Annotated in this window: 7 protein-coding genes; all 7 read right to left on the reverse strand. The window is 63.6% G+C overall.

What is annotated here, in order from left to right:
- The coding region (locus AC2VLV_RS14890; protein WP_486990728.1) for a cbb3-type cytochrome c oxidase N-terminal domain-containing protein at window positions 1-716 on the reverse strand (716 nt) is incomplete at its 3' end.
- Window positions 713-907, reverse strand: a complete 195-nt coding sequence (locus AC2VLV_RS14895; RefSeq protein ID WP_486990729.1) for a cbb3-type cytochrome oxidase subunit 3 — start codon at window positions 905-907, stop codon at window positions 713-715. The genes AC2VLV_RS14895 and AC2VLV_RS14890, both read right to left, overlap by 4 nt.
- Before the next feature lie 10 nt (window positions 908-917).
- Entirely contained in the window at window positions 918-1,559 is a 642-nt protein-coding gene (ccoO, locus tag AC2VLV_RS14900; RefSeq protein ID WP_486990730.1) for a cytochrome-c oxidase, cbb3-type subunit II, read from the reverse strand.
- Window positions 1,560-1,578: 19 nt separating this feature from the next.
- On the reverse strand, window positions 1,579-3,021 hold the full coding sequence (gene ccoN, locus AC2VLV_RS14905) for a cytochrome-c oxidase, cbb3-type subunit I (protein WP_486990731.1): 1,443 nt from the start codon (window positions 3,019-3,021) through the stop codon (window positions 1,579-1,581).
- Between the two features lie 170 nt (window positions 3,022-3,191).
- Window positions 3,192-3,410 carry a cbb3-type cytochrome oxidase assembly protein CcoS gene (ccoS, locus tag AC2VLV_RS14910; RefSeq protein WP_486990732.1) on the reverse strand — a complete coding sequence of 73 codons (219 nt, stop codon included), beginning with the start codon at window positions 3,408-3,410 and terminating at the stop codon, window positions 3,192-3,194.
- 9 nt (window positions 3,411-3,419) lie between these two features.
- A complete protein-coding gene (locus tag AC2VLV_RS14915; protein ID WP_486990733.1) occupies window positions 3,420-5,930 on the reverse strand; it encodes a heavy metal translocating P-type ATPase in 2,511 nt (836 codons plus the stop codon).
- Window positions 5,931-6,013: 83 nt separating this feature from the next.
- A partial coding sequence (locus AC2VLV_RS14920) for a DUF3418 domain-containing protein (RefSeq protein WP_486990734.1) occupies window positions 6,014-6,321 on the reverse strand: 308 nt, incomplete at its 5' end.

Below are 6,321 nucleotides of genomic sequence, written 5' to 3' on the forward strand. Positions count from 1 at the left end.
GCCGCGCAGGCCGTGGCGAACAAGGGCTTGCCCTGTGCCGCCAGTTGGGCATCGTGCTTCATGCCGCTGAGGCTGCGCACGTAGTTGGCCACGGCGAGCACGCCGGGTTTGCCGCCAATCGCGGCCTCCATCGGCGGCATCATGCCCAGGCGGCCGTTGGTAATGGTTTCCACCAAAACCTCGGGGCTGTTGCCGTACAGCCAGGCATTGGCGTTGTGGATGGTCAGGTTGGGAAAGCCCTTGGTGCCCCCGGCGTCTGATCCGTGACACTGTGAGCAATAGGTCAGAAACATGCGCTGACCGGTGGCCATGGCCGTGGGGTTGGCGGCGAGTTCGGGAATTGGCGTTTTCATGTAGGCCGCGTACAGCGGCTCGATGCGCGCATCGAATGCGGCCGACTCCTGCTGGTACATCTTGTCGCTGGAATAACCGAGGATGCCCTTGTAGAACGCCAGGCCGCCGTAGAGCGACAGATAGATCACTGCAAAAATGAGCGTCAGAATGAACAGCCCCATCCACCAGCGCGGCAAGGGGTTGTTGAACTCCTGCAGGTCACCGTCCCACACATGGCCGGTCGTGGCGATGGGATTGCCCGCCTTGTCGCGAAACACGGTTTGCCGTGCCGTGCCGCGCAGGAAAAAGAACAGGGCAACGATGGAAACAATGGTGACGCCGCCGATCCAGAAGGCCCACCCGGGGGAATAGAACTGGTTCATGATTTGGTCTTGTCGGAGGTCTTGGACTCATCGCCCTTGTCGAAAGACTCGGGCGGGTGATTCTTGGAATCGAGGAAAGGGATCATCCCGTCCTTTTCATGGGTTTTTTTGAAGCGGGGCGCGAACGCCCACCACACGATGGCAGCAAAAGCCACGAGAGACAGCAGAAGGACGATCGATCCGAAGGACATGGCGCTTTCCTCAGTAGTTGATGTAGTTGGCCTTGGACTTGTAATTGCTCAGCACCGTGCCCAGGCCTTGCAGATACGCAATCAGCGCGTCTTCCTTGGTCTTGCCTTCGAGTTCTTGCGGCGCCGCGGCGATTTCGGCATCGGTGTAAGGCACGCCCAGAGTTCTCATGGCGCGCATCTTGGCCTGGATCTGGTTGGCCTCGGCAGGTTGGTGCTGCAGCCAGGTGTAGGCCGGCATGATGCTCTCGGGCACCAGATCGCGCGGCTGACGCAGATGCAGGCGCTGCCACTCGTCGGAATACTTGCCGCCGACGCGGGCCAGATCGGGGCCGGTGCGCTTGCTGCCCCACTGGAAGGGATGGTCGTAAACCGACTCACCCGCCACCGAGTAGTGGCCATAGCGCTCGACCTCGGCGCGCAGCGGGCGGATCATCTGCGAGTGGCAGAGATAGCAGCCCTCGGCCAGATACACGTCGCGGCCTTCGAGCTGCAAGGCGGTGTAGGGCTTGACGCCGGGAATGGGCTGGGTCGTGCTCTTGTCGAAAAACAGGGGCACGAGCTGAACCAGCCCGGCAATGCTGACGACGATTGCCACCAGCACAATCATCAGACCCACGTTTTTTTCGATGGTCTCGTGACTAAATGTTGCCATGAATGTCTCCGAATCGTGATCAGGCGTGGGCCGCGCTCAGTGCGGGCACCGGCGCGTCGACGGGCTTGCCCTGGCGGATGGTCTTCCAGGCGTTGTAGACCATCAGGCACATGCCGAAGAGGTAGATCGAGCCGCCGATGGCGCGAATGACGTACAGGGGAATGACCGCCTTGATGCTCTCGATGAAGCTATAGGTCAGCGAGCCATCAGCCTGCATGGCGCGCCACATCAACCCTTCAGTCACGCCAGCCACCCACAGCGAAGCGATGTAGAGCACCACGCCGATAGTCGCCGTCCAGAAGTGGACTTCGATGAGGCGCTTGCTCCACATCTGAGTCTGGCCCCACAGGCGCGGAATCAGGTAGTACAGGCTGCCCATGGTGATCATGCCCACCCAGCCCATGGCGCCGGAATGCACGTGGCCGATGATCCAGTCGGTGTAGTGGCCGAGCGCGCTCACCGTCTTGACGGAGAGCATCGGCCCTTCGAAGGTGGACATGCCGTAGAACGACAGCGCGGTGATCAGGAACTTGAGGATGGGATCTTCGCGCAGCTTGTACCAGGCGCCTGACAGAGTCATCATGCCGTTGATCATGCCGCCCCAGCTCGGCGCCAGCAGGATGAGCGAGAACACCATGCCCAGCGATTGCGTCCAGTCAGGCAGCGCGGTGTAGAGCAGGTGGTGCGGGCCGGCCCACATATAAGTGAAGATCAGCGCCCAGAAGTGCACGATGGACAGGCGGTACGAATAGATCGGACGCTCGGCCTGCTTGGGGATGAAGTAGTACATCATGCCCAGGAACGAGGTGGTGAGGAAGAAGCCCACGGCGTTGTGGCCGTACCACCACTGGATCATCGCGTCCTGCGCGCCTCCGTACACCGAGTAGCTCTTCCACGACAGCAGGCTGATGGGCAGCTTGATGTTGTTGACCACATAGAGCAGCGCGATGGTGATGATGTAGGCGCCGAAGAACCAGTTCGCCACGTAGATGTGCGGCGTCTTGCGCTTCATGATGGTGCCGAAAAACACCACGGCATAGGCCACCCAGGTGACGACGATCAGCAGGCTGATCGGCCATTCCTGTTCGGCGTATTCCTTGCCGCTGGTGATGCCCAGCGGATAGGTGATGGCGCAAAGCACGATCACCGCCGTCCACCCCCAGAAGGTGAACTCAGCAAGCCTGGGCGCGAACAGCGGCACCTGACAGGTGCGCTGCACGATGTAGTACGAGGTGGCGAACAGCGCTGTGCCGCCAAAACCGAAAATCACCGCATTGGTGTGCAGCGGGCGCAAACGCCCCCAGCTCAGCCACTCCATGCCGTAGGTCATGTCGGGCAAGACCAGTTGCACCGCAATGAACACGCCAACCAGCATGCCTACCACGGCCCAAACCAGGGTCATGACGGTGAATTTGCGCACCAGCGCGTAGTTGTAAGTCTGTTTAAGCGTCAGATCGCTCATCTGCTCCACCTGTTGATAAGAAGAAACAAAACGTAATGTAGAGTATCGTCATTTACTTATGGACACACTGAGTTGACATGTATCAACACAATTCTTCTGGTAAGGGTAAGCACTAGGAAGAAGCGGGGCTCAATGCGTTGTCAATGCGACACCTTGCCGCAATGTGCAGGTCAAGTCCGTTGTTGCGGCCCTTCCCCGTCGGCAGATTTCTCGGCCTCTTTCTCGGGTAACGACTCCAGTTTGGGTTTATCGTCGTCCATCAGAATGGCGTGGGCCGGACCTTCCATATCGTCGAACTGACCGCTGCGCGCCGCCCACCACAGCACACCCACGATGAGCAGCACCAGCAGCACACTGATGGGGATGAGAATGAGCAGAGAGCCTTCCATCGCGCGCTTTCAATTCGTGGGCACAACACGCTCGCGACGTGCGAGGCGGGCTGCATTCAGCACCACCAGCAGCGAGGAGGTACTCATGCCAACCGCCGCCCAGACCGGGGTGATGTAACCCGCCACCGCCAGCGGAATCGCCAGCAGGTTGTAGACCACGGCCCAGATCAGGTTCTGCCGCATCACCCCTACCGTGCGCCGTCCGGTGGCGACCAGCCGGGGCAAGGCCTTCATGTCCGGGTGATGCAGGATGACATCGGCCCCGGCCCGGGCAATCGGCGCGGCGCCGGCAAAGCTCACCGACAGATCGGCCGCCGCCAGCACCGGGGCATCGTTCACCCCATCGCCCACCATCGCCACCACCCGCCCCTGCGCGCGCCACTGGCGCACGCGTTCTAGCTTGTCCTCCGGGCTCAGACCACCCTCGGCGCGCGCCACACCGAGCCGCGTAGCCCAGGCCTGAACTGTGCGCACCGCATCGCCCGACAACACCGCCACCTCGGCACCTGCCGCTTGCAGCGACTGCAAGGCTTCCTGCGCGCCGGGGCGCAGCGTTTCGGCGATGTCGAACACGGCCAGCGCCCGCCCGTCGAGGCTCAGGCCGAGACGGGTGAGCGGAATATCGCTGGCTTCGGGCGGCTGCGCCTGCGCCACGCCCGAGAAGGCCGCGTGCCCCAGCCGCAGCGTCTGCCCCTGCCACACGCCCTGCATGCCGCCATGCGGCACGGCGCGCAAATCCTGCACCGTTTCTACGGCTTCGCCCTGCGCAGCAGACGCCATGAACGCCCGTGCGAGCGGATGCTGCACGCCCTGCTCCAGCGCGCGCGCCAGCGCCAGCACCTGCTCACGGCTGTAGGACGGATCGAGCAGGCGCACGGCCGAGACCACGGGTTCGGCCGTGGTCAGCGTGCCGGTTTTGTCGAACAGCCAGAGATCGACCTGAGGCGCACGATCAAGCGCGTGCCCGCGTGCGAGCAGCACGCCGTGCCGCGAGAGTTGCGCAGTGGACGCCGCCAGCGCCGCAGGCACCGCCAGTGATAAGGCACAGGGGCAGCTCACCACCAGCACCGCCACCAGCGTCGGCACGATGCGCGCCGGATCGAGCCACCACCACAGCAGCACGGTGAGCGCGGCCACCGCCAGCAAGCCCAGCGTGAACCATTGCGCGGCGATGTCGGCCAACTGCGCCGAGCGCGGCTTGCTGGCCAGCGCATGCTGCATCAACTCGACCATCTGCGCGATGCGCGTGCCCGCGCCGGTTTGCGTAGCGCGCACGATGAGCGGCGATTGCCGGTTCATGCTGCCCGCCAGAATGGCATCGCCCGCCTGTTTGGGCACGGCACGGCTCTCGCCCGTGAGCAGAGCTTCGTCCACTAATGACGCACCCGAGATCACCACGCCGTCCACCGCAGCGGCGCTGCCGCTGGGCAACTCCACCTCGTCGCCTGCACGCACCTGGGTGATGGCCACACTGCGCCAGTCTTCCGCTGCGCTGGCTCGCACCCGCACGGCGGCGGGCAATTGCTCCATCAGCTCTTCGGCCGCATTCAGGCTGCGCTGGCGCAGGCCGTCTTCGATCAGGCGCGCGGTGAGCAACAGGGCGAGAAACATCACCACCGAATCGAAATACACATGGCTCTGGCCGTGCAGCACGCTCCACACACTGGCGGCAAACGCACTCCATAGACCGAGTGTGACGGGCACATCCATCCCCAGGCGGCGGTTGCGCACATCGCGCAGCGCTCCCATGAGGAAAGGCCAGCCGGAAAACAGCAAGGCAGGCAAAGTGAGCGCCAGGCTGCCCCACTGGAAGATGCCCTGCTCTGCCGCGTTGAGCCCGTCGGCATCGAGGTAGCCAGGCCAGGCGAACATCATCACCTGCATCATCGCCAGCCAGGCCACAAGGGTGCGCAAAATAGCCAGGCGACGGGCGCGGCGGTGGTTGAGCTCGCTCTGGTGACGCGCGTTGGGCAGCGGGCGATAACCCACCTCGGCCAGCGCCTGAAACACCTGCGCCAGTTGCACGGTGTTGGCGTCCCACTGCAACGCCACGCGGCGGGTGGAGTAGTTCACCGTGGCGGCGAGCACGCCCGGAATGGCCCGCAGCCGCTGCTCGATCAGCCAGACGCAGGCGCCGCAATGAATGCCATCGACCGCAATCTGGGTGCTCCACCGGCCTTCGCCCAGCGCCGTGGCATAGGCGGTGAGAAACGCCGGGTCGGCCAGCGCCATCCACTGTTGATGGAGTTTGTCGATCTCTTCGCGCGGCAGGGCAGCCAGCGCGCCTTCGCCCGCGGTGCGGCGGTCGTAATAGGCGCACAGCCCGCCCTGCACGATGATCTCGGCCGCCGCTGCGCAGCCCTGGCAGCAAAAACTGCGCCACTGCCCGTCCAGTTCCATGCGCACCGGCGCGTCGCCCAAAGGCAAGCTGCAGTGATAGCAGCCGGACTCTTCAGCAGACTGCGCAGGCGCGGCCGCCTGCGCTGAACCGCCGGACAGGGGGAGGATGGAACTCGACATAATCGCCATCCTAGAAACTGTGCCATCACCTCGCCTTGAGATGTATCAAGAAGTATCTATACATTGTCGAGGGTATACCCGAATCAGCCCTGCCACTGCGCCCAGACTTTTTCCAGGCGCTTGAGCGATACCGGCATGGGCGTGCGCAGTTCTTGTGCGAACAGCGACACCCGAAGTTCTTCGAGCAGCCAGCGCAGCTCTTGCAGGCGTGGCGGCAGGTGCCCGTGATAGCTCGCCGCCTCGCGCTGCCAACGGGTGAGCCAAGGGGCGAGCTGGGTGCCGAGTTGCACATCTCGGGCCGGATCGGCGCGAAATTTATCCAGCCGCCGCCCGATGGCCTGCAGATAGCGGGGAAAGTGCGCGATTTGCGCGGGCGGCGTCTCGGCGATGA

Source organism: Thiomonas sp. TH-17, from assembly GCF_057473305.1.

Bases quoted from the DNA above. Each gene is read 5' to 3' on its own strand.
- AC2VLV_RS14895 (WP_486990729.1), bottom strand. From the start codon at position 907: ATGTCCTTCGGATCGATCGTCCTTCTGCTGTCTCTCGTGGCTTTTGCT.
- ccoO (WP_486990730.1), bottom strand. From the start codon at position 1,559: ATGGCAACATTTAGTCACGAGACCATCGAAAAAAACGTGGGTCTGATG.
- ccoN (WP_486990731.1), bottom strand. From the start codon at position 3,021: ATGAGCGATCTGACGCTTAAACAGACTTACAACTACGCGCTGGTGCGC.
- ccoS (WP_486990732.1), bottom strand. From the start codon at position 3,410: ATGGAAGGCTCTCTGCTCATTCTCATCCCCATCAGTGTGCTGCTGGTG.
- AC2VLV_RS14915 (WP_486990733.1), bottom strand. From the start codon at position 5,930: ATGTCGAGTTCCATCCTCCCCCTGTCCGGCGGTTCAGCGCAGGCGGCC.